At 72.1% G+C, this 24,104-nt stretch carries 22 protein-coding genes; 9 read left to right on the forward strand and 13 right to left on the reverse strand.

Going from position 1 to position 24,104, the window contains the following annotated elements:
- Positions 1–83 precede the first annotated feature (83 nt).
- Entirely contained in the window at positions 84–1,046 is a 963-nt protein-coding gene (locus MQN93_RS06955; protein WP_242708763.1) for a zinc-dependent alcohol dehydrogenase family protein, read from the forward strand.
- A gap of 33 nt (positions 1,047–1,079) precedes the next feature.
- On the opposite strand, the gene MQN93_RS06960 is transcribed toward MQN93_RS06955, so the two are convergent.
- The 7 genes from MQN93_RS06960 to MQN93_RS06990 all read right to left on the reverse strand — a co-directional run bounded on the left by MQN93_RS06960 (position 1,080) and on the right by MQN93_RS06990 (position 9,971).
- Positions 1,080–2,300, reverse strand: a complete 1,221-nt coding sequence (locus MQN93_RS06960) for an FAD-dependent monooxygenase (protein WP_242708764.1) — start codon at positions 2,298–2,300, stop codon at positions 1,080–1,082.
- Positions 2,297–3,724, reverse strand: coding sequence for an MFS transporter (locus tag MQN93_RS06965; protein ID WP_242708765.1), 1,428 nt, complete (start codon positions 3,722–3,724; stop codon positions 2,297–2,299). Before MQN93_RS06965 ends, MQN93_RS06960 begins: the two co-directional genes overlap by 4 nt.
- 138 nt (positions 3,725–3,862) lie before the next feature.
- Positions 3,863–6,409 carry an ABC transporter permease gene (locus MQN93_RS06970; protein ID WP_242708766.1) on the reverse strand — a complete coding sequence of 849 codons (2,547 nt, stop codon included), beginning with the start codon at positions 6,407–6,409 and terminating at the stop codon, positions 3,863–3,865.
- Positions 6,406–7,242, reverse strand: coding sequence for an ABC transporter ATP-binding protein (locus tag MQN93_RS06975; RefSeq protein WP_242708767.1), 837 nt, complete (start codon positions 7,240–7,242; stop codon positions 6,406–6,408). Before MQN93_RS06975 ends, MQN93_RS06970 begins: the two co-directional genes overlap by 4 nt.
- A 141-nt stretch (positions 7,243–7,383) precedes the next feature.
- Positions 7,384–8,058, reverse strand: a complete 675-nt coding sequence (locus MQN93_RS06980) for a response regulator (RefSeq protein WP_242708768.1) — start codon at positions 8,056–8,058, stop codon at positions 7,384–7,386.
- Positions 8,055–9,308 carry a sensor histidine kinase gene (locus MQN93_RS06985; protein WP_242708769.1) on the reverse strand — a complete coding sequence of 418 codons (1,254 nt, stop codon included), beginning with the start codon at positions 9,306–9,308 and terminating at the stop codon, positions 8,055–8,057. Before MQN93_RS06985 ends, MQN93_RS06980 begins: the two co-directional genes overlap by 4 nt.
- A 96-nt stretch (positions 9,309–9,404) precedes the next feature.
- The gene (locus tag MQN93_RS06990; protein ID WP_242708770.1) at positions 9,405–9,971 is read right to left on the reverse strand and encodes a TetR/AcrR family transcriptional regulator; all 567 of its coding nucleotides are present in this window, start codon (positions 9,969–9,971) and stop codon (positions 9,405–9,407) included.
- Between the two features lie 96 nt (positions 9,972–10,067).
- Between MQN93_RS06990 and MQN93_RS06995 the strand changes: the two genes are divergently transcribed.
- Both MQN93_RS06995 and MQN93_RS07000 read left to right on the forward strand, forming a co-directional pair.
- The gene (locus tag MQN93_RS06995; RefSeq protein WP_242708771.1) at positions 10,068–10,955 is read left to right on the forward strand and encodes an NAD(P)H-binding protein; all 888 of its coding nucleotides are present in this window, start codon (positions 10,068–10,070) and stop codon (positions 10,953–10,955) included.
- Positions 10,956–11,058: 103 nt separating this feature from the next.
- On the forward strand, positions 11,059–14,259 hold the full coding sequence (locus MQN93_RS07000; protein WP_016434899.1) for a tetratricopeptide repeat protein: 3,201 nt from the start codon (positions 11,059–11,061) through the stop codon (positions 14,257–14,259).
- Between the two features lie 28 nt (positions 14,260–14,287).
- Here the strand turns inward: MQN93_RS07000 and MQN93_RS07005 are convergent, their stop codons facing one another.
- Positions 14,288–14,536, reverse strand: a complete 249-nt coding sequence (locus MQN93_RS07005; RefSeq protein WP_078516631.1) for a hypothetical protein — start codon at positions 14,534–14,536, stop codon at positions 14,288–14,290.
- A complete protein-coding gene (gene mca, locus MQN93_RS07010; RefSeq protein WP_242708934.1) occupies positions 14,529–15,389 on the reverse strand; it encodes a mycothiol conjugate amidase Mca in 861 nt (286 codons plus the stop codon). Before mca ends, MQN93_RS07005 begins: the two co-directional genes overlap by 8 nt.
- Positions 15,390–15,523: 134 nt before the next feature.
- Between mca and MQN93_RS07015 the strand changes: the two genes are divergently transcribed.
- Both MQN93_RS07015 and greA read left to right on the forward strand, forming a co-directional pair.
- Positions 15,524–15,922, forward strand: coding sequence for a DUF4307 domain-containing protein (locus tag MQN93_RS07015; protein WP_242708772.1), 399 nt, complete (start codon positions 15,524–15,526; stop codon positions 15,920–15,922).
- 178 nt (positions 15,923–16,100) lie between these two features.
- The gene (gene greA, locus MQN93_RS07020) at positions 16,101–16,601 is read left to right on the forward strand and encodes a transcription elongation factor GreA (RefSeq protein ID WP_016434895.1); all 501 of its coding nucleotides are present in this window, start codon (positions 16,101–16,103) and stop codon (positions 16,599–16,601) included.
- Between the two features lie 87 nt (positions 16,602–16,688).
- On the opposite strand, the gene MQN93_RS07025 is transcribed toward greA, so the two are convergent.
- The 3 genes from MQN93_RS07025 to ilvA all read right to left on the reverse strand — a co-directional run bounded on the left by MQN93_RS07025 (position 16,689) and on the right by ilvA (position 19,982).
- Positions 16,689–17,546, reverse strand: coding sequence for an ABC transporter permease (locus MQN93_RS07025; RefSeq protein WP_242708773.1), 858 nt, complete (start codon positions 17,544–17,546; stop codon positions 16,689–16,691).
- Positions 17,543–18,559 carry an ATP-binding cassette domain-containing protein gene (locus MQN93_RS07030; protein WP_242708774.1) on the reverse strand — a complete coding sequence of 339 codons (1,017 nt, stop codon included), beginning with the start codon at positions 18,557–18,559 and terminating at the stop codon, positions 17,543–17,545. Before MQN93_RS07030 ends, MQN93_RS07025 begins: the two co-directional genes overlap by 4 nt.
- 193 nt (positions 18,560–18,752) lie before the next feature.
- Positions 18,753–19,982 carry a threonine ammonia-lyase gene (ilvA, locus tag MQN93_RS07035; protein WP_016434892.1) on the reverse strand — a complete coding sequence of 410 codons (1,230 nt, stop codon included), beginning with the start codon at positions 19,980–19,982 and terminating at the stop codon, positions 18,753–18,755.
- Positions 19,983–20,145: 163 nt separating this feature from the next.
- Between ilvA and MQN93_RS07040 the strand changes: the two genes are divergently transcribed.
- The 3 genes from MQN93_RS07040 to MQN93_RS07050 all read left to right on the forward strand — a co-directional run bounded on the left by MQN93_RS07040 (position 20,146) and on the right by MQN93_RS07050 (position 21,604).
- Complete coding sequence (locus MQN93_RS07040) at positions 20,146–20,652, forward strand: MarR family winged helix-turn-helix transcriptional regulator (protein ID WP_199786579.1); 507 nt, start codon at positions 20,146–20,148, stop codon at positions 20,650–20,652.
- A 174-nt stretch (positions 20,653–20,826) separates the two neighbouring features.
- Positions 20,827–21,330, forward strand: a complete 504-nt coding sequence (locus MQN93_RS07045; protein WP_016434889.1) for a sigma factor-like helix-turn-helix DNA-binding protein — start codon at positions 20,827–20,829, stop codon at positions 21,328–21,330.
- 25 nt (positions 21,331–21,355) lie between these two features.
- Complete coding sequence (locus tag MQN93_RS07050) at positions 21,356–21,604, forward strand: hypothetical protein (RefSeq protein ID WP_016434888.1); 249 nt, start codon at positions 21,356–21,358, stop codon at positions 21,602–21,604.
- 13 nt (positions 21,605–21,617) lie between these two features.
- Here the strand turns inward: MQN93_RS07050 and MQN93_RS07055 are convergent, their stop codons facing one another.
- Positions 21,618–22,772 carry a cystathionine gamma-synthase gene (locus tag MQN93_RS07055; RefSeq protein WP_242708775.1) on the reverse strand — a complete coding sequence of 385 codons (1,155 nt, stop codon included), beginning with the start codon at positions 22,770–22,772 and terminating at the stop codon, positions 21,618–21,620.
- Positions 22,773–22,958: 186 nt separating this feature from the next.
- Here MQN93_RS07055 and MQN93_RS07060 point away from each other — a divergent pair, with 186 nt between their 5' ends.
- The gene (locus MQN93_RS07060) at positions 22,959–24,077 is read left to right on the forward strand and encodes a hypothetical protein (protein WP_242708776.1); all 1,119 of its coding nucleotides are present in this window, start codon (positions 22,959–22,961) and stop codon (positions 24,075–24,077) included.
- Positions 24,078–24,104: the final 27 nt, after the last annotated feature.

A 24,104-nucleotide genomic window follows, 5' to 3' on the forward strand; every position in this document is an offset into this window, starting at 1 on the left:
CGGGCAGATCGCGTCCCGTGTGCGTGACGTGCGGTCGGCGCGGGATGCGCTGCGGGACCTGAAGCCTGTGGAGGCACGTTCCCGTGAAGGCCGTACAGATCCAGACGTTCGGAGCGCCTGAGGGGCTGGTCCTGGTCGACCTGCCGGCGCCCGTCCCCGCCGCGGGCGAGGTACTGATCGCTGTGGAGGCGGTCGGGGTCGCAGGTGTCGATGTCCTGATCCGCAGGGGGGCGCTGGCCGCGTACGGCTTCACGGAGGGGTTCATCGCGGGCAGTGAGGTGGCGGGTCGGGTCACGGCCGTCGGCAATGGGGTGGACGAAGAGTGGCTCGGTCGCCCGGTGTGGGCCTTCACCGGTACCGGCGGAGGCTACGTGGAGCAGGCGGCCGTACCGCTGGAGCAGGTGCTGCCGCTGCCCGCGGGTCTGTCGCCGGCCGACGCGGTCACGGTCGGCAGCTCCGGTGCCGTGGCCCACTTCGGCCTGGCGCAGGCCCGTTTCGTCCCGGGAGAGGCGGTGCTGGTGCGCGGGGCGGCGGGCAGCATCGGCGTCATGGCGGTGCAGTTGGCGGCGCGGCAGGGCGCCCGCGCGGTGGCGGTCACCACGTCGTCGGCCGAGCGCGGCAAGCGTCTGCGCGACCTGGGCGCGACGCACGTCCTGGACCGCTCCGGCCAGGGCGACCCCGACGCCCCGAACGGCTACGACGTGATCGTCGACATCGTCGGCGGCGAGGCCATGCCGTCGTTCTTCGACCTGCTCAACCCCAACGGGCGCATGGTGGCGGTCGGAGTCGTGGGCGGACAGCCGCCCGCGGACTTCGGTACGACGCTGATGGCGCAGTTCCAGAAGTCGATCTCGTTCGCCACTTTCAGCGCGGCCACGATCGGCACGGCGGACCTGCAGGCCGTGCGCCGGGAGCAGTTCGAGGCCGTGGCCCGCGGTGACCTCGGCGCGGTAGTGCACGAGGTGCTCCCGCTGGACCAAGTCGCCCTGGCGCACCGGAAGATGGACAGCGGTGAGGTCTTCGGCCGGATCGTGCTCACGCCCTGATCGGCCGAAGACCTCATCCGGCGGCCGCGGCTGTCATGCCAGGCGCGCGGGCTCGGGCAGCGTGAGTGCGGAGTGGGCCGGTTTCCCGTCCGACGAGGGCATGGCGCCGAGGCCGCGCAGCCTGTCGTTGCGCTGTCGCAGGGCCTGGGCGGTGGTGGGGAAGAGCGTGGCGCCGCCCGCGCCGACCAGCTGCTGGTTCGCGGTCACGAAGGCCCGGGTGTCGCGTTCGTAGGCGGCGAGGCCCGTGGCGTGGTCCCGGTCCGCGAGGGAGCGGGCGAGCATGTACGCGCCGACGAGGGCGAGGCTGGTGCCCTGTCCGGTGAGGAACGACGGCGCGTACGCGGCGTCGCCGACCAGCGCGACCCGGCCGTCGGACCAGTGGGGCATACGGATCTGGCCGACGGCGTCGAAGAACAGGTCCTGCGCGTCACGCGCGGCGGCCAGCATGCCCGGGACCTCCCAGCCGGTGTCGGCGAACACCTCGGCGAGCAGGGCGCGTTGCGCCTGCGGGTCACGGAACGCGTGGAGCGGGGGTTCGGGCCGGGCGAAGTTCAGGAAGGCGTGCACCTCGTCGTCGTCCCCCGCGGCGTAGAGTGCCGCGGCCCGGCCCGGGCTGTTCCACATCACGGTCTCGTGGGACAGCCCGAAGGTGTTGCGCATGGTGAAGACGGCGAAGCAGTAGCCGAGGTAGTGGTGGAAGGGCTCTTCGGGGCCGAACAGCAGCTGGCGGGTGTGCGAGTGCATGCCGTCCGCGCCGATCACCAGGTCGAAGGTACGGCCGCCGCCCCCGCGGAAGGTGACGTCGACCCCATGTTCGCAGTGTTCGAGGGTGTCGATGGAGTCGTCGAACAGGAACTCCACGTCTTCGCGGACCGCCGTGTACAGGGCGTCGGTCAGGTCACCGCGCCGCACCTCCAGGTCCCGTCCCGCGACACCGCCGGTGACGGAGTGGGGGTGCAGGGAGGTCACTTCGGTGCCGTCCCCTTCGAGGAAGGTCAGCCGGCGCAGGTCGATGTGGGCGTCCCGCAGCCGTGGCAGGAGGCCCATCCTGCGGACGACGTCCAGTGCGGTGCCGCGGACGTCGATGGGGTAGCCGCCGCTGCGCGGTGCGGCCGCCTTCTCGACGACGGTGACGGCGTATCCGTAGCGGTTCAGCCAGTACGCGAGGGCGGGGCCCGCGATGCTGGCGCCGGATATCAGGACCGTGCGCGCCCGCGTGCCGCGGATGGCCGTCAACTGGTCGATGGGGTTCATGACTTGGCTTCTCCTTGCTGCATGGGTGTGTGCGCGGATCGGTGCAGGGTGCGGACGACGAGCAGGCACAGCGCCGCTACGACGCCGGCGATCAGGAAGCCGGTGACGAAGGCGGATTCGGCCGGTACGTCGGACCCGGAAGGTGTTCCGGCGGTGAGGAGCGCGCCGCCGAGCATCCCGCCGACGGCGGAGCCCAGGACGCGGGTCACGAGGATCAGGCTGGTGGCGATGCCGGTGTCGCTCTCGTCGACGGAGGAGGCGATGCTCGTCACCATGGCCGTCACGCACAGGCCGTTGGCGAGCGCGATCAGTGTCTTGCCGACGACGATGTGCCAGATCTCGCTGTGGACGGCCGACAGGGCGAGCAGGGCGACGGCCATCATGACGGCCGCGGTGGTGACCACGGCCCGCGGGCCGAAGCGCCGCTCCCCGATCCCGCCGACCGGCCCGGCCAGTGTGGCGGCGAGGGCGCCGGGCAGCAGGATGAGGCCGATCTCGGTGGGTCCGGCCCCGAATCCGTATCCGTCGCCGGACACGTCGAGCAGTTGCGGTACGAGGTAGATCCCCATCGCGGTGCCGAGGCAGATCACGAAGGTCACCACGCACGACTTCCAGATCACGGGCCGGGCGAGCATGCGCAGGTCGATCATCGGGGCGCTCGCGCGGCGTTCGACGGCGATCCACCCGGTCACGAAGGCGGCCAGAACGACCAGGAGGGCGCCGAACACGAGGGGTTGTGAGCCGGCCTCGGGTGTCACCCCGAGGCCGAGCATGAGCGTGACGAGGATGCCGCTCAGGAGCAGCAGGCCGGGCCAGTCGATCCCGGCGCCGTGGGACCGGCCCGGCTCGTCGGACGGCATCAGCCTGTTCACCAGCAGGGTGCATCCGATGACGGCGCACGTCGGCACCGCGAACATCCAGTGCCGGGAGAGGGATTCCGCCACGGGCCCGGCCGACAGCAGTCCGACCATCGAGCCGCCCACGAACATGCCGCTGACCAGTCCGATGGCCGCCTTCGACGCTCCTGCGGGCAGGTGTTTGCGCACCACGATGAACGACAGGGGCAGCGCGCCCACCATCGCCCCTTGCAGGATCTGACCGATCAGCAGCACCGGCAGGTTGGGCGCGAGGGCGGACACCAGACCCCCGGCCGAGACGACCGCCATGAGCCGGATCAGGATGCGCTTTCCGCCGTAGCGGTCGCCCAACTTGCCCGCGACCGGGGTGATGAGCGCGCCGGTGACGGCGAGCACGATGTTCAGGAGCGCCCCTTCGGCCGGACTCATGTCCAACTCGCGCTGCAGCAGCGGGAGCGTGGGCGAGACGACCGACTCCAGGGCGCCGGTGGAGACGGCCAGCATGCCGAGGGCGGCGACGGCGGGCTTTCCCATACGGACGGGGGGAGCCAGGGTGGTCGTGGTCATGGGCGTCCTTTCCGTTGCTGAAGGGTGAGTTGGGGGGCGGCCGGTCGCGCGCGGTGCCGGCGCCTGCGCCCCAGGGCCAGGGCGTAGGTGGACACGCGGGAGGAGGCGTGGGCCCGGCTCCCGTCCCGTGGCCCGGGGCTACGACCAGCGCCGTAGCGCCGCCCGGGCGGGCAGGGTGACTGCGAGGAGGGCGAGGCCGCCGGCGGCGAGGGCGATGGAGCCGTACAGCAGCGGCGGCACGTAGGGCGCCTCGCCGGTGACGCCGTTCATCATCGGGATCAGCGTGGCCGCGGCGATCGCGGAGCCGAGGACCAGGCCCACCGAGGCCACCAGCAGGCTCTCCCAGCGGAGCATCGTCATGACCTGGCGCCGGGTGGAGCCGACGAGGCGCAGCATGCCCAGTTCGCGGCGGCGGTCCAGGACCGTCATCACCAGGGTGTTGACGGCGGCGACGGCCGCGAAGCCGCCGAGGACCGCGGCCATGGTGTTGTTCATCCAGGCGCCGAGCCTGGCGTCCAGGCTCTGCTCGGTGGCGTAGCCGGAGACGTCGCTGACCTCGCCGAGGGCGGCGAGTGTGTGCGGCGAGCCGCCCCGTACGCGCAGGGTGCTGTCGAAGGCCGAGGTGACGTGCCCGTCCAGGGACGCCCGGTCCATGGTCACCGCGGCGAGGCCCAGGCCGCGGCCGTAGACGGCGATGATCTCGGGCGCGGCCCTGGTGCCGTCGGGGAGGTAGAGCGGGAGCCGGTCGCCGACTTGGGCGTCCGCGGAGTTCGCCAGGGTCCGGTCGATGGCGATACGTCCCCTGCCGAGCCGGTCGAGGCTGCCTTCGCGTACGTCCAGGTCCTGGACCTGGGCGAGTTCGGCGCCGGAGCCGGTGACGCCCTGGGTGGTCGCACCCTGGAGCGACTTGAACTCGCCGGAGCCGGTGGGCACCAGCACCTGCGTGTCCAGCAGCCCGACGGCCGTCTCCACGCCCGGTGTGCGTGCGGCGCGGGCCGTCCCGTCGACGGGGAGCCCGGCCGGGTCCGTCACCACGTGGTCCGCGGTGACGCCCGCGCGCAGCTGCCGGTCGGCGGCGTGGGACTCGCTGGTGTGCATGAACACGAGGGTCGAGGAGAAGGCCACGGCGAGCACGATCGGCGTGATCGCGGAGGCCAGACGGCGGGCGCCCGCAAGGGAGTTGGCGGCGGCGAGCTGGGCGGCCGGGCCCGCGCTGCGCAACGGGAGGCCGAACAGGCCCGCGCACAGCCGGGCCACCAGGGGGCCGAGCAGTCCGACGGCGAGCATGAAGCACATGACGACGCCGAGGGCGGCGCCGGCCGCGTCGTCCCCGGCGGCGCTCGCGGACACGCCGGTCAGGAACGTGCCTCCGACGAGGGCGGCGACGCCGAGCGCGGTACGGATCAGGCCGGGCCGCAGCCGTTCCACCGACGCCTCCGACAGTGCCTGTCCCGGCTTGATCCTCGCGGGCCTGCGTCCGGCGATCCAGCCGGCGCCGAGCGCGGTGAGCAGCCCCATGACGACGGCGGCGAGCATCGGGAGCACGGAGACGTGCAGGTCGACGGCGTGGGGAACGGCGCCGCGGTCCTGCAGCTGGCCGAACCACCAGTGCGCGAGCCCGATGCCGGGCAGGCAGCCGAGGATCCCGGCGAGCGGAGCGACGAGCAGCGCCTCGGAGGCGACCGCGCGGCGGACCTGCCGCGGGGTGGCGCCGACGGCGCGCAGCAGCGCGAACTCGCGGGCCCGCTGGCCGACCGAGAGCGCGACGGTTCCGGCGGCGGTGAAGACCGCGACGATGGCGGCGATACCGCCGAAGGAGCCGCCGATGCCGAAGAGCGTCACCTTGGCGTACCCGAGGCCCGGGTCCTCCACGGCTCCGCGGTCGTCGTCGGTGTGGATGTGGGCGCCGGATCCGGCCAGGGCCTGCTTCACCGCGTCGGCGAGGGCGCCGGTGTCCGTGCCGTGCTGGGCCAGTACGACGACGACGTCGGCCTTGCCCGGGTGCCCGGCGAGCGTGCCGGCCTGGGCGTCGGCGAACCAGGTCAGGCCGGCCGCGGCAGCGGCGTCGCGGGCGGTCTCCGCGGCCCCGGCCTTCGCGACGCCGGCGACGCGGAAGTCCTGCCGTCCGGCGGCGGTCTCCAGTACGACTCTGTCGCCGACGGCGGCGTGCGCGGCACGTGCCGTATCCGCGTCGAGCACGACCTCGCCCTCGCGGGGTGCGGAACCGGCGGTGAGCGTGGTGCCGGTGAACAGGTGCGAGCCCCAGCCGTGGGCGGTGAACGCCCCGCCCGGGACCTTGAGTTCGCGAGCACCGGAGCCCCCAGCGCCGTCGTGCGTCGCGCGCACGGGGAAGGTGAAGTCCGCGACGGCGGCGGCCGCACCCGGTGCCTCGGCGGCCTTCGCCGCGAGGGCGGCGTCCAGCCGTGCCGTGTCCGGCAGCGGGACCGCCTCCTTCTCCCGGTCCTCGCCGCTGCCGGTGACGATGTACTCGTACTGGTCCGCCGCCGCGACGACCGGTGCGTTCGCGTAGCGTTCCGGCGGCACCGAGGCGCGCAGGCCGGTCTCCAGCAGGATGCCGCAGGCCGAGACGATCAGCGCGGACATCAGCAGCGCGACGAAGGTTCCCGCGAAGGACGCGGGCTTGAAGCGGACGGCCTCACGGGCGAGTCCATTGGGGCGCCTCACGCGGCCACCCCCGCCGCCGCGCCCGTGCGGGAGGTGAGCACGGACATGCGTGCCGCGATCTGCTCCGCCGTACCGCGTTCGAGACGGTCGGCGAAGACGCCGTCGGCGAGGAAGAGGACGCGGTCGGCCCAGGCGGCCGCCTGCGGGTCGTGGGTGACCATGACAACCGTGGCGCCGAGGGTGTCGACCGCGCTGCGCAGCAGACCGAGGACCTCGGCGGCGGTCCCGGTGTCCAGGGCGCCGGTGGGCTCGTCCGCGAAGATCACGTCGGGGCGGGTGACCAGGGCGCGGGCGACGGCCACGCGCTGCTGCTGGCCCCCGGAGAGCTCGCCGGGCCGGCGCCGCGCCTTGTCGGCGAGCCCGACCTGTGCGAGCACCGCGTGCGCCCGGCGCCGGTCCTGGCGCTGCCCGGCCAGGCGCACGGGCAGCAGCACGTTCTGCTCCACGGTCAGCGACGGCAGCAGGTTGAACGCCTGGAAGACGAACCCCAGGCGGCTGCGGCGCAGTTCGGTGAGCTCGTTCTCGCTCATCCCGGTGATCTCCGTACCGCCGAGGCGCACGGATCCCGAGGAGGGCCGGTCCAGCCCGGCGGCGCACTGCAGGAACGTCGACTTGCCGGATCCGGAGGGACCCATCACCGCGGTGAACGTGCCCTGCGGCAGGCCCAGGTCGATCCCCGCCAGAGCCTGCACGGCCCCCGCCCCCCGGCCGTACTGCCGCCGCACGCCGCGCAGTTCGACGGCGAGCCCGGGCGTGGCGGCCGGCGCCCCGGACCGGTCGTCCACCTCCGCCCGGCCCTCCACCTGCCGCCGCTTGCCCTTGCGTAGCCTCATGTCCCGTCTCCCTCGATCGCGCACTGCTGTGACGGGTCGAAGAGTGCGGGGACGGTCACCGGCGGGGCGTCATACCCGGGAGCCAAGGTGGGGGTGATACCGGGGTAGGGGGTGGAGGAGTCCGGTACCGAGAGCGGGCCCCTACTCCCCCGGCGCCACCAGCCCCGACTCGTACGCGAACACCACCGCCTGGGCGCGGTCGCGGAGGTCGAGTTTGGTCAGGACGCGGCTCACGTGGGTCTTCACCGTCTGCTCGGCGAGCACCAGCGTGCGGGCGATCTCCCCGTTCGACTGGCCGCGGGCGACCAGGGTGAGGACCTCGGTCTCGCGTTCCGTCAGGCCCTTGAGCCGCTGTGCGGGCCTGCTCCGGGCCGCGGGGCGCTGCTTGGCGAAGTCCGCGATCAGGCGGCGCGTCACGGAGGGGGCGAGCAGGGCGTCGCCCGCGGCCACGACGCGGACGGCCGCGATGAGGTCGGCGGGCGGCGCGTCCTTCAGCAGGAACCCGCTCGCGCCCGCGCGCAGCGCCTCGTACACGTAGTCGTCGACGTCGAACGTGGTCAGCATCAGCACGCGCGGCCGGTGGGTCACCCCCGGCGGCGGTGCGAGCAGCCGGCGTGCGGCCTCCAGGCCGTCCATCTCGGGCATCCGTACGTCCATCAGTACGACGTCGGGATGCGTACGCCGGCTCAACTCGACGCCCTGCGCGCCGTCCGGGGCCTCGCCCACCACGTCGATGTCGCTCTGGGCGGCCAGCAGCGCGGCGAAGCCGGCCCGCACCATGGCCTGGTCGTCGACGATGATGACGCGTGTCGTCACGTGAAGTCCTTTTCCGTCAGGGGAAGTCGGGCGGCGACCCGGAAGCCGCCGTCCGGCAGCGGCCCCGCGTCGAGGGTGCCGCCGACGAGCCGCACCCGCTCGCGCATGCCGACGAGGCCGTGCCCGGTCCCGGACGCCTCCAGGGGTGCGGCGGGCGGCTCGGGCGGCGGATCGTTGACGACGAGGACGGTCAGCCGCTGTCCATCCCACTCCCCGCCCCGCTGCTCGTCGGGCCGCGACACCGACAGCGACACGTGCGTCGCGGCGCCCGGCGCGTGCCGTACGACGTTCGCGAGGGCCTCCTGGACGATCCGGTACGCGGACAGTCCCACCGCCTCGGGCACCTCCACCTCGCAGGAGGTGAACTCCACGGGCCCGCCCGCCCTCGCCGTCGCCTCCACCAGCTGCCCGATCTGCGCCAGGCCGGGCTGGGGCACGAGTTCGCCGTGCGCGTCCTCGTTGCGCAGAACACCGAGGAGGCGCCGCATCTCGCCGAGCGACTCGCGCGCGGTGGCCGCGATGGTCGTGAACTCCTCGCGTACGTCCGGCGGCAGCCGGTCGAGCCGGTACTCCGCGGTGTCCGCCTGCACGGTGATGACGGACATGTGGTGCGCCACCACGTCGTGCAGTTCGCGGGCGATCCGGGCGCGCTCCTCCAGCAGCGTCCGCCGGCCCCGCTCGGCCTCGCTGATCGTCTCCTGCTCGACCAGCCGGCGCTGCACCTCGGACCGCTCGCGCAGGGCACCGGCGAGGAGGAGGGTGGCGCCCCCGAGGATGGTGAGCAGCAGTTCCCTGGCGCCGGAGCCGTGGGGCGCGAAGAACCCCAGGGTGACGTTCGCGCCCGCCGTGGCCAGCCACACCAGCACCAGCGTCCGGCGCCGCTCGCGCAGGCCGAGGGCCAGGCAGAGGCCGACGTATCCGACGATCTCCATGGGCGGGAACGGCCACAGCAGCCGCTCCTGGAAGTCGACGGTGAGCAGGGCGAGCGCCCCGGCGACGTCCGCGGCGAAGACCACGTACCAGGCGTGCAGCGGCCGTACGACGGCGAGCAGCAGTGGAGCGGCCTGGGCGACGGCGAGCGCGCTCGTGACGCCGCCGCCCAGGCCGTAGTCGGCGGTGAGGACGATGATGGTGGTGGGCAGCAGGGCGACGCACAGCACGAACGCCACGCCCCACGGCAGCAGCCGTACCCACCGACGTGACGCCCCCGCGAACAGCGCGCGCGGGCGTCTCTCCTCCACTGAGGTCATGAACACCAAGGGTAGGGAGGCGCCCGGCGTCGGGGCGTCACACCGGGGAGCCAACTCGAGGTGATACCCGGGTAGGGGGCGGCAGCGCCCGGACGGTCAGCTGCCGGGGCGGTGGCGGATGCCGTCGAGGAGGAGGGTGACGTACCTGCGCCAGTCGCCGGTGCCGGTCATGTTCGCCATCGCGCCACGGGTGATGAGCGTGAAGTCCTGGGCGCTGAAGTCCGCGCGCAGGCGTCCGGCGTCGGCGGCGCGGCGTACGACGCGTTCCGTTATCTCCGCGAAGTCGGTCTTCTCGGCGGCGATGTCGCTCCAGCGTGGCTCTTCCGGGCCGAGGAGCGCGAAGCGGAAGGCGGCGTCGGCCTGTGCGGCCTCCAGATAGCCGTGGAGCAGGGTCTCGAACGCCGTCCAGGGGTCCTCGGTCTCGTCGGCGGCGCGGGCGAGCGCGGTCATCGCCTCGAACCGGCGGCCGATGATCGCCGCGAGGAGGGCCTGCTTGTCGGCGAAGTGCCGGTAGAGGGTGCCGACGCCCAGGCGGGCGCGCTCGGCGATCTCGTCCATCTGCACGGCGTCGCCTCGCTGGGCGAACAGTTCGCCGGCGGCGTCGAGGACGGACTCGCGGTTGCGCCGGGCGTCGGCGCGCAGGGGGCGTTCGGGAGCGCTCATGGTCGCTCCACTTTAGTTGACCGGTGCGCGACGGCCGCCTTACATTAGGAACCGGAGTTCAGGTTCATCTTATGGGTTCACTCTACGGAGGCCGTCATGATCGTTGTCACGACACCGACAGGTCAGATCGGGAGCCGGCTGGTCCGCCGGCTGCTCGATGAGGGGAAGGACGTCCGGGTCGTCGTCCGGGACGCCGCGCGTCTGGACGACCGGGTCCGTGAGCAGGTCGAGATCGTCACCGGAACCCATGACGACCCGGACGTGCTCGACAAGGCCCTCCCCGGCGCCGACGCCCTGTTCTGGCTCGTCCCGCCGAACCCTCACGCGCCGAGCGCCGAGGCCCACTACGTCCACTTCGCCCGGGAGGGCGCCGCCGCCGCCGCCCGGCACGAGGTCGGCCATGTCGTCGGGGTCTCCAGCGCCGGGCACGGCTGGCCGACCCCGGCCGGCGTCCTGTCGGCGGCCTTCGCGATGGACGCCGAACTCGCCGGGTCCGGTGCGGCCTACCGGGCGCTCTCCATGCCCTTCTACATGGAGAACCTCCTCCGCCAGCTCGACGCCGTCGAAGGCCAGAACGCGTTTTATCTGACCTGCGCGGGCGACCAGCCGCTGGCGACGATCGCGACCCGGGACATCGCCGACGTCGCCGCAGGGCTGCTCACCGACCTGACCTGGACCGGGCAGGAGAACCTCCCCGTGTTCGGCCCCGACCGGCTGACCCCGGACGGCATGGCCGAGGTGATGAGCGAGGAACTCGGACATCCGGTCGCCTACCGCCGTATGGCCCTCGACGACTACGCGTCTCTGCTCCGCTCCCAGGGGGTCGCCGACCAGGCGGTCAAGGACGTGACCGACGCCTTCGCCGCGCAGGACCACGGCATCTACGACACGGACTGGGCGAACGCCGAACCGACGGCGACGGACTTCCGCACCTGGTGCAGGGAGGTGCTCAAGCCCGCAGCGGAGGCACGCACGGCATCGTGAACGGAGCGGACTTCAGGCGCCGTTGATCGTCGCCCTCTCGCGCTCGGGCGCGACTCGAAGGACACTCGTAGCCGTACGAGTTGCCGCCGGAGGGGGACGTGACATGCGGGACAGCCATCGGGCGGACGCCGAACGGCTGTTGGCACGGGCCGTGGAGGAAGAGGTACGCCGCTCCGGCGGACGCACCGACGGGACGGTGCTGCTGTCCCGCTCGCGCGGCGCCCTGGACGCGATGGCCCAGACGGCCGCCGAGGAGTACGAGGCCTACACCCACGCACTCGACGAGGCGGAGGCCGGCCGGCTCACCTTCGCCCAGCGCTATGCGAAGGAGGGCTCCGGAACTCCCCTGCTGGTGGCGGCCGTTGCCGCCGTCACGGCCGCCGTGGCCGACCTGGCGCTCGGCACCGACACGGGCACGGCACTGGGCGCGGGCGTGACGGTGGGCGTCGTGGGCGCGGCGGCGACCGTGGTCAAGGTGGCCGGCTCGCATCTGCCCGCCGCGCACCACCGGGCGGGCGCCGCGAGCCAGCCGGGCGGTCCGGAACAGCTGCGGCTGCAGTGGCTGACGGCCCTGGAGGTGCGCGGCATCCGCCCGTTCCTCGACCAGCAGCGGGTGCTCGCCGCGTCCACCGGCCCGAAGAAGACGGGACCGCAGCTGCGCGGCACGGACAAGAGCGCCGCGGCCCGCGGCCGTAGCGTGCTGGCCCAGTCGTTCGGTCAACTCCCCGAACCCGCGGGCGTGTTCGCCGGGCGGCGGCAGGAGATGGCGCGGATCCGGCAGTGGGTGCAGGCGGCCCGCGCGAGCACCGAGACCCGTCCGACGGTCGTGGTCCTGCACGGGCCGCCCGGCAGCGGGCGCTCGACCCTGGCCATGCGCGCCACCCACGATCTGAAGGACTACTTCCGCGGCGCGTGCGTCGTGGACCTGCGCGGCGGCAGCCCGGAGGAGCCGCCGCTGTCCACCCGCGATGCCCTGCTGCATCTGCTGAACCGGCTCGGCGCACCCCGCGAACAACTGCTGTTCCGTGAGCGCTCCTCCCCCGACCAGCAGGTCAAACGGCTGGGCGAGCTGTACCACCAGCATCTGACGGGCCTTCCGGTGACCGTCGTCCTGGACGACGCCTCCGACCCCGAACAGGTCCGCACCCTCGTGCCCGAGCGCTCCGACAGCCTCGTCCTGGTCACCGCCCGCGAGCCCCTCCCGCTGCCCGCCGACCTCCAGGCCCATGTCCATGAACTGCCGGTCGGGGCACTGGACTCGGCGGGCGCGGAGGAGCTGCTCGGGGCGGCCGCCGAGGACAGCTCCGGCCCCTACGACGCCGAATCGGCCGACCGGGTCCGGGAGTTGTGCGGCGGGCTGCCGCTCGCGCTGAGCATCGCCGGCTCGTCGCTCGGCCCGCGCTCACCGCGCCAACTGGCCACGGATCTCGGGGCGTACGGCCCCGTGGAGCCCATCGAGCGCGCGCTGTGGCTGCGCTACACCGACCAGTCCGGGACGGCACGGCGGCTGCTGCGTCGGCTCGCGCTCGCGGGCCGCGCCTCCCTCGGTGCCGCCGCGGCGGCCGCGCTGCTGGCGACGGACGAGGCGGAGGCCACCCGGCACCTGGAGGCCCTCTCCCGCGCGGGTCTGATCGACCACGTACGGGGCAGCCGCTACCGCCTGCACGACCTGGTGCGCGCCTTCGCCCAGGCCCGTCTCCTCGACGAGGAGGAGCCGGCCGAGCGCTCGGCCGCGCAGGAGCGGCTGATCGTGAACTACGCCGACCTCGCCGACTCCGTGCTGCGCCTGGTCGACGGCAACATGTCCACCCGCTCCGACCGCTTCAGCCCGCACGGCTTCACCTCCCTGGACGAGGCGCTGCGCTGGCTGGACGACGAGTCGAGCTTCATCACCTCGGCGCTGCGCCAGGCGGAGGGCGTGAACCAGGCGGCGGTGCTGAACCTGCTGGGCGCGCTGTGCGACTACTGCCTGCTGCGCGGCGACCTGTACCGCTTGGGCGAGATCAGCGAACTGGCGCAGGCCGTCGACCAGGGCCTGCTGGTCCGCTCGGTGCAGTGGCGCACGGGCATCGCGGCCCGGCAGCTCGGCGAGCTGGACAAGGCCCGTACGACCCTGGCGTCGGTGGTCGACCTGTACATGGACGCCCACCACGACGCGGGCGCCGCCCGCGCCCTGTGCTCCCTCGGCATCACCCTGCACCACCAGGGCAACCTCACCGAGGCGGCGAGCAAGCTGCGGGAGGCGCTGGACCTCCAGGCGGCGCCGGAGCTGGCGACGGACCGCGCCTGGACGATGCACGCCCTGGCCGCGGTCGAGCGGGACCGCGGCCATGTCCCGGAGGCGCTGCGTCTGCTCAGCGAGTCGCTGGTCCTGCACCGCGAGGGCGAGTCCGTGCACGGCGAGGCCTGGGCGCACTTCCAGCTGGGCCAGCTGGTCCTGCGCATGGGCGACGTCGCGCGCGCGGAGTCGGAGCTCCGTGCGGCCCTCGACCGCTACGGCCGCACCCGTGACGCCCGCGGCGAGGCGTGGGCCCTCACCCAGCTGGCCCGCGCCCGGCTCGTGGCGGGCGATGCGTCGCAGGCGGTCGACGGGCTGCGGCGGGCGGCCTCCAGACACCGCGACAACGAGGACGCGCGCGGCGAGGCCTGGACCGGCTACTACCTGGGTCAGGCCCTGGAGGAGACCGGCAATCTCGACCAGGCGGTCCGCGAGCTGGAACGCTCCCGGACGATGTTCTCCCGGATGCGCGACGTCTACGGCCTGGCCTGCGCCCGTCATCACTCGGCCCGGGTCACCCGCGACCAGCGGGCGGCCCAGACGGGCTCGCTCAGGAACTCCGGCTTCGCCCGTCAGCTGCTGGTCGACGCGCGGGCCGACTTCCAGCGCATCGGCGTGGCCCACGGCGAGGCCTGGACCTGTCTGGAGCTGGCGGTGGTGGACGCGGGCAACGCCCGCACCCAGCAGGGGCTGGCGCTGTGCGACGAGGCGGTGGGCCTGTTCACCTCGTACGGCGACCGGCGCGGCGAGGACTGGGCCCGCTTCCTGCGCTGCACGCTGCTGCCCTATGCGGCGCCCGGCGGCGTGGAGATCGGTACGGCGGTCGCCCAGGAGGAACTGAGCCAGCTCTCCCGCAGCGCGCACGCCCTGCGGGACGAGAAGCTCGACGACTTCGTGGAGGCCTACCAGCTGCTGCTGGAGCGCGGGGTGAACCTGGACGACGGCTGGCAGGGCTGGCGCCTGGGCATGGTGCCGAACCGCCATGCGCGCGAGGTGATGGGGGTGGCGGTACCGGCCAGTCACTGACCGGCGGCCACCCCCGTGCCCGCGGCCGTCAGCCCTGGCCGGTCCGGGAGTCGGCGGAGGTCCTCGCCGAGGCGGCGTCCTGCTCGGACGTCTCCTTGAACTTGACCTTGCCCATGTGCCGGTTCATGGACTTCATCAGTGCCCACACCGCCAGGGCCATCGCCGCGAAGACGATGAAGCCGAGAACGCCGGGGGTGACCTTGTTCTCGTCCACCTCCTTGGCGAGGGGGACGAGGTGCGTCATTGCCAGGCTCACGCTTGCACTCATGTCAGGCATTGTCGCGGATGCCCGCGAAGAGGTCGTCCTCGGGGAGGGAGGTGTCCACGAGCGACTTCGCCAGCTCGTACTCCTCCGTCGGCCAGACCTCCTTCTGGATCTCCATCGGCACCTTGAACCAGCCGCCGTCGGGGTCGATCTGCGTGGCGTGCGCGATCAGCGCCTTGTCGCGGATCTCGAAGAACTCCGCGCACGGAATGTGCGTGGTCAGCGTGCGCTCGACGCGCTCGGAGTCGTTCCAGCGCTTGAGCCAGTCCTCGTACGGCGACTCCAGGCCCCGGTCGAGCAGCGCGTGGTGCAGGGCCTCGGTGCGCTGACGGTTGAAGCCCTGGTTGTAGTAGAGCTTCTGCGGCTGGTACGCCGGGCCGAACTCGGTCTCCGGGTACTTCTCGGCGTCCGCCGCGCCCTCGAAGGCCACCATCGAGATCTTGTGGGTCATGATGTGGTCGGGGTGCGGGTAACCGCCGTTCTCGTCATAGGTGGTGATCACCTGGGGACGGAACGCACGGATCTGCTTCACCAGCTCGCCGGCCGCCTTGTCGACGTCCTCCAGGGCGAAGCAGCCCCCGGGAAGCGGGGGCAGCGGGTCGCCCTCGGGGAGCCCCGAGTCGACGAAGCCGAGCCACTCCTGCCTGACCCCGAGGATCTCCCGGGCCTCGTCCATCTCCTTCTTGCGTACCTCGTGGATGTGCTCCTCGATGTACTTGTCGCCCTGCAGCTTCGGATTGAGGATGGAACCGCGCTCCCCGCCTGTGCAGGTCACGACCAGCACGTCCACCCCCTCGGACACGTACTTCGCCATGGTGGCCGCGCCCTTGCTCGACTCGTCGTCGGGGTGGGCGTGGACGGCCATCAGTCGCAGCTGGTCAGTCAAGACTCAATCCTCGTAGGTCGGCGCCCCGGTGTCTTCGGGGGCGATCGGCGGCTTCTATAGTGACCGAACCGGGGGGCGAAAAATTCCGGGACCCGGTTTCCGAGGGGACGATCATGAGTACGGCGAGCACAAAGGTGCCCGAGGGCCGCTACGGCCGCTCCTCGGACGAGCGTGCCGACCACAAACTCAGGATCATCGGCGCCGTCCTCGCGGCGGTACTGCTCGCCCTGGTCGGCTACTTCGCCTACCACTACGTCGGCCAGAACAAGATCAGCGCCGAAGTGATCACGTTCGACGTGCAGCAGAACTCGGTGAAGGTGCATCTGGAGGTCCACAAGGACGCCGACGCCACCGGCTACTGCACCGTCCGCTCCCAGGCGGAGAACGGCTCCGAGGTGGGCCGGGCCGACTTCCACTTCGACACGCACGCCACCCGCATCGACAAGGTCGTCACGCTCCGCACGACGTCCAAGGGCACCACGGCGGAGCTGCTCGGCTGCCACGCCGACTGACACTCACCGGCCGCAGCCGCAATACAGAGGGCCTGACCTGCGTCGATGTGATTCTGATGGCTTATGTCCTCCCCCTTCAGCCGCACAATTGTTAGGCTCGTGGTTTCGCCCATCCGTGAAGGAACATCCTTCTGGGTAGGGCGATGCTTTGTATTCCCAGTACCTACGAGGAGCACCTGTGACCCAGACCAGCGAGAACGTCACCTGGCTGACCCAGGAGGCGTACAACCAGCTCAAGGCCGAGCTGGAGTACCTGTCTGGTCCTGCGCGCACGGAGATCGCCGCCAAGATCGCCGCCGCGCGCGAGGAGGGGGACCTGCGCGAGAACGGCGGGTACCACGCGGCCAAGGAAGAGCAGGGCAAGCAGGAGCTCCGTGTGCGCCAGCTGACCCAGCTTCTGGAGAACGCGAAGGTCGGCGAGGCCCCCGCGTCCGCGGACGGCGCCGTGGCGCCCGGCATGGTCGTCACGATCGCCTTCGACGGCGACGAGGACGACACACTGACCTTCCTGCTCGCCTCGCGTGAGTACGCGAGCACCGACATCGAGACCTACTCGCCGCAGTCCCCCCTGGGCTCCGGCGTGATCGGCCACAAGGTCGGCGAGGACGCGGAGTACGAGCTGCCGAACGGCAAGAAGGCCTCCGTGAAGATCCTCAAGGCCGAGCCCTACAACGGCTGACCTGTGCCGCCCGGCCGGATCCCCGGCCCGCGCGCCCTCGACCCGCCCCCGGCGTCCGATGACGTCGGGGGCGTCGTCGTCACCGGGTCATGCCGTCGCCGAGCGGTACTTGCGCACCGCCAGCGTCCTGAAGACGACGATGATCAGGGCCGAGTAGATCAGCGAGGCCCACACCGGATGCTGCATCGGCCAGGCCTCGGACTGCGACTGACCGGGGTTGGCGAAGAGCACCCGGGCGGCCTGCACGGTGGCGCTGAAGGGGTTCCACTCGGCGATGTGACGCAGCCACGGGGTCATATGGCTGGTGTCCACGAACGCGTTCGAGATGAACGTCACCGGGAAGAGCCAGATCAGTCCGCTGGAGGTGGCCGCCTCGGGGGTTCGGACAGACATGCCGATGAGGGCACCGATCCAGGTGAACGCATAGCCGAGCAGGAGCAGCAGGCCGAACGAGGCTATTACCTTCGCGGCGTTGGTGTCGCCGTTCGATCCGACGCGCCAGCCGACCAGTACGGCGACCACGGCGAGGACGACCAGGGTCAGCGCCGTCTGCACCAGGTCGGCGAGCGTGCGCCCGGTGAGCACCGCACCGCGTGCCATGGGCAGCGAGCGGAACCGGTCGATGAGGCCCTTGTGCATGTCGTCCGCGATACCGGCCCCCGAGCTCGCGGTGGCGAAGGTGACGGTCTGCGCGAAGATGCCCGCCATCAGGAAGTTCTTGTAGTCGGTGGCGCTGGTGCTGCCGCCGATCTGCATGGAACCGCCGAAGACGTAGGTGAAGAGCACCACGAACATGATCGGCTGGATCAGGCCGTAGATGATCATCTCCGGGATGCGGGACATCCGGATCAGATTGCGCTTCGCGACGACCATCGAGTCGCGGAAGGACTGACCGAGGGGGTTTCCGCTCGGTGCGACCCGGACGGCGTCCGTGACGGCGCTCACTTGGCTGCCTCCTTCTTGTGCCGGCGGTCCTTGGCCGCCGCCTTTTCCGGCGCGCCGTTGTCCTCTTCCTTGACCTCGGCCACATGGCCGGTCAGGGAGAGGAAGACGTCGTCGAGGGTCGGGCGGCGCAGCCCGATGTCGTCTATCTCGATGCCGCGGACGTCCAGCTCGCGGATGACCTCGGCCAGCAGCTTGGCGCCGCCGGTGACGGGCACGGTGAGCTTGCGGGTGTGCTCCTCGACGGTGAGCTCCCCCTTGCCGAACCCGGTCAGGACCTCGCCGGCGGTCGCGATGTGCTCGCGCTCGTGCACCACGACCTCGACGCGCTCGCCGCCGGTGCGGGCCTTGAGCTCGTCGGAGGTGCCGCGGGCGATGACATGGCCGTGGTCGACGACCACGATGTCGTGCGCGAGGTGGTCGGCCTCCTCCAGATACTGCGTGGTCAGCAGCAGGGTCGTACCGCCGGAGACGAGCCGCTTGATGACGTCCCACAAAAGCTGGCGGTTGCGCGGGTCGAGGCCGGTGGTCGGCTCGTCCATGAACATCACGGGCGGCGAGACGACCAGGGCGGCCGCCAGGTCGAGCCGGCGGCGCATGCCTCCGGAGTAGGTCTTCGCGGGACGGTCGGCGGCGTCCGCGAGGTCGAACTGGTCCAGCAGCTCCGCGGCCCTGGCCTTCGCGGCCTTCGCCTTCATCTGATACAGCTGGCCGACCATCTGGAGGTTCTCGCGGCCGGTCAGATATTCGTCGACCGCCGCGAACTGGCCGGACAGGCCGATGGAACGCCGCACCTCGTTGGGCTGCTTGAGAACGTCGAGGCCGGCCACGACCGCTTTGCCGCTGTCGGGCTGCAGCAGCGTGGTCAGACAGCGGACCGCGGTCGTCTTGCCCGCGCCGTTCGGTCCGAGCAGGCCCAGCACGGTGCCCTCGGGGACATCGAGGTCGACGCCGTCCAGAGCCCTTACGTCGCCGAAGGTCTTGACCAGGCCTTCGGCATAGATGGCGCCTGGCATGTGAGTCTCCACGTCGTCGGGGATTCTTCGGAAAGCCTAGATTTGTACGTTTCGCTCCGCCTGACGGATGACGTGACAGGCGACCGCGGGACACACCGTAACGCGATGTATCGCGTCTCACAACGGATTTACTCGGTCGAGTGACGAAGAACCCCTGAGCTGGGCGTTCCGCTTCTTCCGGGCGCCCGGCGCCTCAGCCGATGACCGTGTGACCCGCCTCGCGCAGGGCACGGCCGACCTCGGCGCAGTGCTCCGGTCCCTTCGTCTCCAGGTGCAGCTCGACCTCTGCCTCCGTGAGCCCGAGCCGTGGATCGGTCCGTACGTGACTCACATCGAGGACGTTAGCGTCCACCACTGACAACACCCCGAGAAGTGTGGCGAGGGCTCCCGGCCGGTCCGTCAGCCGCAGCCGCACGGCCAGGTAGCGGCCCTGCGCCGCCATGCCGTGGCGCAGGACGCGCTGCATCAGCAACGGGTCGACGTTGCCGCCGGACAGCACCGCCACCACCGGGCCCTCGAAGGCTCCCGGCTCGCTCTGCAGCGCCGCCACCGGGCTCGCACCGGCCGGTTCGACGACGAGCTTGGCCCGCTCCAGGCACAGCAGCAGCGCGGCGGACAGCTCGTCCTCGGAGACCGTGCGGACCTCGTCCATCAGGTCGCGGATGATGCCGAACGGCACGTCGCCGGGCCGGCCGACCTTGATGCCGTCCGCCATGGTCGCCGGGTTCTCCACGGACACCGGGCGCCCGGCCGCGATCGAGGGCGGATACGCCGCGGAGCCCGCCGCCTGCACACCCACGATCCGCACGTCCGGCCGAAGCGCCTTCACCGCGACCGCGATACCGGCCGCCAGGCCTCCCCCGCCCACGCCGACGACGATCGTGCGCACCTCCGGGCACTGCTCCAGGATCTCCAGCCCGACCGTGCCCTGGCCCGCGATGACGTCGGGATGGTCGAAGGGGTGGATGAACACCGCGCCGGTCTCGGCCGCGTACTCCTGGGCCGCCGCCAGCGTCTCGTCGACCACCTGTCCGTGCAGGCGCACGTCGGCGCCGTACTCGCGCGTGGCGCTGATCTTCGGCAGCGGTGCGCCCATCGGCATGAACACCGTCGACCGCACGCCGAGCAGCGAGGACGCGAGGGCGACCCCCTGCGCGTGGTTGCCGGCGCTCGCCGCCACGACCCCGGCGGCCCGCTCCTCGGGCAGCAGCCCGGCGATCCGCACATAGGCGCCGCGCAGCTTGAACGACCCCGTCCGCTGCAGGTTCTCGCACTTGAAGTGCACCGGCGCGCCCACCAGCCGGGACAGATGCCTGCTGCCCTCCATCGAGGTCACCCGCGCCACGCCCGAGAGCATCTTCTGGGCGCCCCGTACGTCGTCGAGGGTCACGGGCCGCAAGGAGTCAGCCGTGCTGTAGCTCATGACTCAAGCATCGCAGTTCACAGCCGCACGGGGGCACTGTGACCAACCTCCGAGACTGGTTTGCGCAGCGCCGGTACGGCCCGCCCCCCGGCCGCGTACTCTGTCCCCCATTCCAGCAGCCCCTTCATGAAGTGAGCCTCCGGCCATGCCCACAACACCTGAAATGTCGATGGACATGACGACCGTCGGTGACACCGGTCTTCTCGACACGCTGCAGCACGAGGTGGCGGTCTTCGCCCGCCGTGCCGAACAGACCCGGCTCGGAGGGGTCGGGCAGGTGCGCAACTCCATGGACCGCGCCGCATACCTGCTGCTCAACCGCCTCGACAAAGAGGGCCCGATGGGCGTGAAGGCCCTCGCGGCGAGCATGGGCATCGACTCCTCCACGGTCACCCGACAGGTGGCGCCGCTCGTCGACACCGGTCTCGTCAAGCGCACCTCGCACCCCGAGGACGGACGCGCGGTGGTCCTTCAGCTGTCCCCGCGCGGGCTCGCCCGGCTGGAGGAGGTGCGCTCGTCCAGGCGCCGCCTCATGGCCGAGCTGACGCAGGACTGGGAGCCGGAGGAGCGTGAGGCCTTCTGCACGCTCCTGACGCGCTTCAATGTCGCGCTCTCCTCCCGGATGTCGGCGCAGGGCGTGCCCGTCACGGACGAGCCGGACGCCTCGTAGGCAGCCGTCCGCGCACGTACCTCGCCGACTTGTACGCGCGCGTGCCGCCCGGCTCTTGACCGACGGGGTGCGCCTGGCCTCATATGAGATCGGGTCCCTGCCGTACACGGTTCGTCATCCCGTTCACGGCCGGGTGCCCGTTTCGGCTGGGTCGCCGGCAGGGCGGGAGGCGCGGTGCGACAACGGCAGGAGTCCCAAGCCGCCCGTCGGGCCCGGGAGTTCGAGGCGTTCGTCGCGGGCGCGGCAGGGCGGCTGCTGCATGCCGCCACGCTGCTCACCGCGGAGGCACCGGATCACAACCCGCGCGCGCGGCGTCTGCTGACGCTCGCCCTCACGCACACGTACGCCTGCTGGGACCGGCTGCGCGGCGAGGACCCGTACGACCGCACCCGCCAGTACCTGGCCAACCGCTTCGCGCGCGCGGCATGGCATCAGTACGGCGGCTTCGGCCGCTCCCGTGCGCACCCCGACAGCCCGCTGGCCCGGCTCGCGCCCCAGGAGCGCCTGATCCTCGTCCTCAGGCTCTACGAGGGGGTCGCCGAGGAGCAGACGGCCGCGCTGCTCGGGCTGCCCGCCGAACGCGTCCGGGCGATCTGCGACCGGGCCACGACCACACTGCTGCATCCGCCGCGCGGCCCCGCAGCGGCGGTCGCGAAGCCGAAGGTGGCGCCGTCATGAGGCGGGCGCGGACGGGGAGGCGGGCATGAACCGGGCCGAACGCGAGGCCGCCGCGCGGCGGATCATGGAGCGGGTGCCGCCGCAGGTGCCGCCGGAGCTGTACGGGGACGTGCTGCGCCGCGGGGCCCGCAGGCTGCGCCGCAGGACGCTCACCCGCCGGCTGATGTGGCTGGTGCTGTGCGCCGCGTGCGTGGCGTTCTTCGTCTGGGCCATGACGGCCCGCCCGTGGGTGGAGCCGCCCTCGCAGACGACTCCCCCGTACACGGGCTGGTGAGCGCGGTGCCCGGCTAGCCGAGCGCCTGCTGCAGGTCCTGAAGGAGGTCGTCGACGTTCTCGATGCCCACGGAGAGCCGTACAAGATCGGCGGGTACCTCCAGGGCCGAGCCGGCCGCGGACGCGTGCGTCATGCGTCCCGGGTGCTCGATCAGGGACTCGACGCCGCCCAGGGACTCGCCGAGGGTGAACACCTTGGCGCGGTTGCAGACCTCGACGGCCGCCTCCTCACCGCCCTCGACCCGGAACGACACCATGCCGCCGAAGGCCCGCATCTGCTTGGCGGCGACCTCGTGACCGGGGTGCTCGGGCAGGCCCGGGTACAGCACGCTCGTCACGCGCGCGTGCCGGGTGAGCATGTCGGCGACCCTGGTGGCGTTCTCGCTGTGCCGGTCCATGCGCACCGACAGGGTCTTCGTGCCGCGCAGCACCAGCCACGAGTCGAAGGGGCCGGCGACCGCGCCCATCGCGTTCTGGTGGAACGCCAGCTCCTCGCCGAGCGCCTCGTCGGCGACGACCAGCGCACCGCCGACGACGTCGGAGTGGCCGCCCATGTACTTGGTCAGCGAGTGCACGACGACGTCCGCGCCGAGCGACAGCGGCTGCTGCAGGTACGGCGTGGCGAAGGTGTTGTCGACGACGAGCCGGGCGCCCGCGTCCCGGGCGACCTGGGCGACCGCCGCGATGTCGGTGATGCCGAGCAGCGGGTTGGAGGGGGTCTCCACCCACACGGCCTTGGTCTTCGGGGTGAGGGCGGCCCGTACGGCGGAGGGATCGCTGGTGTCGGCGACCGACCACTCCACCCCCCACCGGGCGACGACCTTCGCGAACAGGCGGAACGTGCCGCCGTACGCGTCGTTCGGGATGACCACGTGGTCGCCGGGGCTGAGCAGCGTACGCAACAGGCAGTCCTCGGCCGCCAGTCCGGACGCGAACGCGAGTCCGCGGCGACCGCCTTCGAGGGCTGCGAGATTCTCCTCCAGGGCGGTCCTGGTCGGGTTGGCGCTACGGCTGTACTCGTAGCCCCCGCGCAGGCCGCCGACGCCGTCCTGCTTGTAGGTCGAGACCTGGTAGATCGGCGGGACGACCGCGCCGGTCAGGGGATCGGCGGTGTTGCCCGCGTGGATCGCGAGGGTCTCGAAGTGCTGACTGATGTGCCTGTCGCTCATGGGCACCGAGGGTAGTGCGCCCGGGCGGCGGGTGTCGGACGGCACGGTCGCCGGCCTTCGTCCACAGGTCACCGGCCCGGTCGTCCACGGTCGGCCGGCCGAGTTGTCCACGGTCGGCCGGCCGAGTTGTCCACAGGTCGCGAACCGGGTTGGCCAATTGTCGGTGGCGTCTGGAACGCTTGTGTCATGGAATTTCTCTGGGTCCTGATCGCGGCGGTCATGCTCGGCTTCGTGCTGCTCCCGTTCCTGCGCCGCCGCCGGGGCATGATCGAGCAGGTCCCGGCCGGCCACCCGGACGCCGCCGACCCCGCGAACTACGGATTCGTGCGCGAGGAGGAGCTGGACGTCCGCATGCCCGGCCCCGACCAGGACCTGCTGGACGTCCTGGACCTGGTGCAGCGCACGCAGGACTATCGCGCGGCCGCGCAGCTGCTGGCGGGCACGGAGGCCGAGGGCGAGCTGCGCTGGCAGCGCGTGCAGGCCTTCGCCGGCGCCGCCTCGCTGGAGCTGCAGCAGCGGCCCGGCGGGGTCAGCGAGACGCCGGGCGGGCAGTGGCTGCGGGTGTGGCGCGCCGAGCAGCCCAAGGACGCGGGCGGCGCGGCGGTGCACGCCGAGTTCCTGGTGCAGCAGGCGTGGCGGACGTCGACGCCGGGCACGGACGAGTTCCGGATCATCATGGAGGAGGCGAGGTCGGCATGCGGCGACGCGGCCCTTCTCGCCCCCGGTGACCCGGTCCCGTACATCGTCGAGCTGTCGGTGGCCCGCGGTCTGGCGTACCCCCGGGCCGAGTTCGAGCAGCTGTGGCTGAAGATCCTGGACCGCGCCCCGACGCACATGGGCGCGCACCTGGCCGCCCTGCACTACTGGTGCGAGAAGTGGCACGGCTCCCGGGAGCTGGCGACGTCGTTCACGGAGTCGGCGGCCGCGCGGGCCCCCCAGGGCTCGCTGCTCGCGGCCATGCCCCTGTTCGGTGTCTTCGAGCACCTTCCCGAGGTGAACCTGGTCAGCGGGTTCTACCAGAGCGAGGTCGTGACGAAGGCGATCCACGGGGCGCTGCACGCGGTGCACCAGGCCCGGCCGGACGACCCGATGCTGGCGCACGTGCGCCATCTGCTGGTCTTCTTCCTGGTCCGGGCCGAGCGCTGGTCCGAGGCCATGAACCAGCTGATACACATCGACGGTCATGTCGGCGCCCTGCCCTGGACGCTGTCCCCGGACCCGGCGGCGGAGTTCGCGGTGTACCGCGCGCTGGCGGTGGCGGGCTACGAGGCGAACGGCGGCAGCCCGGCCACGCTCCCGCACTGACGCGCAGCCACCGTCCGCCGGCCGTCC

It is taken from the genome of Streptomyces spinosisporus (assembly GCF_022698145.1).
Classification (GTDB): domain Bacteria; phylum Actinomycetota; class Actinomycetes; order Streptomycetales; family Streptomycetaceae; genus Streptomyces; species Streptomyces spinosisporus.

Excerpts from the sequence above, each read along its gene's own strand:
- MQN93_RS06960 (WP_242708764.1), bottom strand. The coding sequence starts at position 2,300 with ATGAACCCCATCGACCAGTTGACGGCCATCCGCGGCACGCGGGCGCGC.
- MQN93_RS06965 (WP_242708765.1), bottom strand. The coding sequence starts at position 3,724 with ATGACCACGACCACCCTGGCTCCCCCCGTCCGTATGGGAAAGCCCGCC.
- MQN93_RS06975 (WP_242708767.1), bottom strand. The coding sequence starts at position 7,242 with ATGAGGCTACGCAAGGGCAAGCGGCGGCAGGTGGAGGGCCGGGCGGAG.
- MQN93_RS06985 (WP_242708769.1), bottom strand. The coding sequence starts at position 9,308 with ATGACCTCAGTGGAGGAGAGACGCCCGCGCGCGCTGTTCGCGGGGGCG.
- MQN93_RS06990 (WP_242708770.1), bottom strand. The coding sequence starts at position 9,971 with ATGAGCGCTCCCGAACGCCCCCTGCGCGCCGACGCCCGGCGCAACCGC.
- MQN93_RS06995 (WP_242708771.1), top strand. The coding sequence starts at position 10,068 with ATGATCGTTGTCACGACACCGACAGGTCAGATCGGGAGCCGGCTGGTC.
- MQN93_RS07000 (WP_016434899.1), top strand. The coding sequence starts at position 11,059 with ATGCGGGACAGCCATCGGGCGGACGCCGAACGGCTGTTGGCACGGGCC.
- MQN93_RS07005 (WP_078516631.1), bottom strand. The coding sequence starts at position 14,536 with ATGCCTGACATGAGTGCAAGCGTGAGCCTGGCAATGACGCACCTCGTC.
- mca (WP_242708934.1), bottom strand. The coding sequence starts at position 15,389 with ATGGCCGTCCACGCCCACCCCGACGACGAGTCGAGCAAGGGCGCGGCC.
- MQN93_RS07015 (WP_242708772.1), top strand. The coding sequence starts at position 15,524 with ATGAGTACGGCGAGCACAAAGGTGCCCGAGGGCCGCTACGGCCGCTCC.
- MQN93_RS07030 (WP_242708774.1), bottom strand. The coding sequence starts at position 18,559 with ATGCCAGGCGCCATCTATGCCGAAGGCCTGGTCAAGACCTTCGGCGAC.
- ilvA (WP_016434892.1), bottom strand. The coding sequence starts at position 19,982 with ATGAGCTACAGCACGGCTGACTCCTTGCGGCCCGTGACCCTCGACGAC.
- MQN93_RS07040 (WP_199786579.1), top strand. The coding sequence starts at position 20,146 with ATGTCGATGGACATGACGACCGTCGGTGACACCGGTCTTCTCGACACG.
- MQN93_RS07050 (WP_016434888.1), top strand. The coding sequence starts at position 21,356 with ATGAACCGGGCCGAACGCGAGGCCGCCGCGCGGCGGATCATGGAGCGG.
- MQN93_RS07055 (WP_242708775.1), bottom strand. The coding sequence starts at position 22,772 with ATGAGCGACAGGCACATCAGTCAGCACTTCGAGACCCTCGCGATCCAC.
- MQN93_RS07060 (WP_242708776.1), top strand. The coding sequence starts at position 22,959 with ATGGAATTTCTCTGGGTCCTGATCGCGGCGGTCATGCTCGGCTTCGTG.